This is a genomic window from Cylindrospermopsis sp. CR12, assembly GCF_001432185.1.
GTDB classification, from domain to species: Bacteria; Cyanobacteriota; Cyanobacteriia; order Cyanobacteriales; family Nostocaceae; genus Raphidiopsis; species Raphidiopsis raciborskii.
In genome coordinates this window covers 1,462-2,694 of the sequence record NZ_LMVE01000028.1, presented here as the reverse complement: position 1 = coordinate 2,694, position 1,233 = coordinate 1,462, and the positions used below count along the sequence as shown (strand labels likewise).

Below are 1,233 nucleotides of genomic sequence, written 5' to 3'. Positions count from 1 at the left end.
TGAATGCCATGGTGCTTACACCCAGTGCTGTAAACCAGATTCCTACTACTGGCCATGCTGCCAAGAAGAAGTGTAGTGAACGGCTGTTGTTGAATGAAGCATATTGGAATATCAAGCGTCCGAAGTAACCGTGTGCTGCTACGATGTTGTAGGTTTCTTCCTCTTGTCCGAACTTGTAACCATAGTTCTGAGACTCGGTTTCGGTTGTTTCTCTTACTAAGGAAGATGTTACCAAGGAACCGTGCATAGCGCTGAACAAGCTACCACCGAATACACCTGCTACTCCTAACATGTGGAAGGAATGATTATTTTATGTTAACTCCTATGTAATTTAAGTTTGATTAAGTTAGCTTTTATTTATATCCTGTTATAGGAATTGTGAACAAATAAATAAAATTAAGATATTCAAGGTAAAATCATAAAATAGACTAATTTTTCCAGGTTAAAAACAAGATTATAGACATAACAAAAAGGAGCTGGAAATCAAATAGCTCATTTAAACATGATAAATTAAATTGATAGAGAGTCGTTCTAGGTACACGACAGCTTAGGTCACGGATTGTATAGTTTTGTTAAGAAATTAACCTTACCGTAACAGAAAGACCTTTTTAGGTCGCACCCAAGAATGGGAATTTATTTTATATTTTCTCTGGGTCAATACCAAGGGAACGTAGATAGGCAACTAGTTTTTCTTTTTGTTGGCGTTCTCGAATAGCAATAGCTTCTGCTTGTTCTTTAGCCTCTCGTTCCCGAATAGCAATAGCTTCTGCTTGTTCTTTAGCCTCTCGTTCTCGAGTAGCGATAGCTTCTGCTTGCTCTTTAGCTCCCCGCTCCTTCTCCTTTGCTAATCGTTCCCGAACAGCAATAGCTTCTACTTGCTCTTTAGCCTCTCGTTCTCGAGTAGCGATAGCTTCTGCTTGCTCTTTAGCTCCCCGCTCCTGCTCCTTTGCTAATCGTTCCCGAATAGCAATAGCTTCTGCTTGTTCCGCACGCTCATTTCCTGTCAATAACAAGCTCCCTTTTTCATCCCACCATCTTAACCACGGTGTGGGTGGGTTCTGATTGTCATACAGTATTCCCAATTCTATCCCCATCTCTGGTATGGCATAGTGTCCTCGCCTGTTTGCCTTTATTTCTTTGTATCTTTTTCCCTGTAAATGATATACCTCCAGTGTACCCTTAAAACCATTAAATATGGCATAATATGGCACTTTTACCGCTTGTTCGTACACC

Annotated in this window: 2 pseudogenes; both read right to left on the bottom strand. The window is 40.4% G+C overall.

The window, feature by feature from the left end:
• Nucleotides 1–304 (bottom strand): annotated as a pseudogene (locus tag ASL19_RS16550) (photosystem II q(b) protein); the annotation flags it as partial.
• A 334-nt stretch (nt 305–638) separates the two neighbouring features.
• A pseudogene (locus ASL19_RS18135) lies at nt 639–1,233 on the bottom strand (hypothetical protein); the annotation flags it as partial.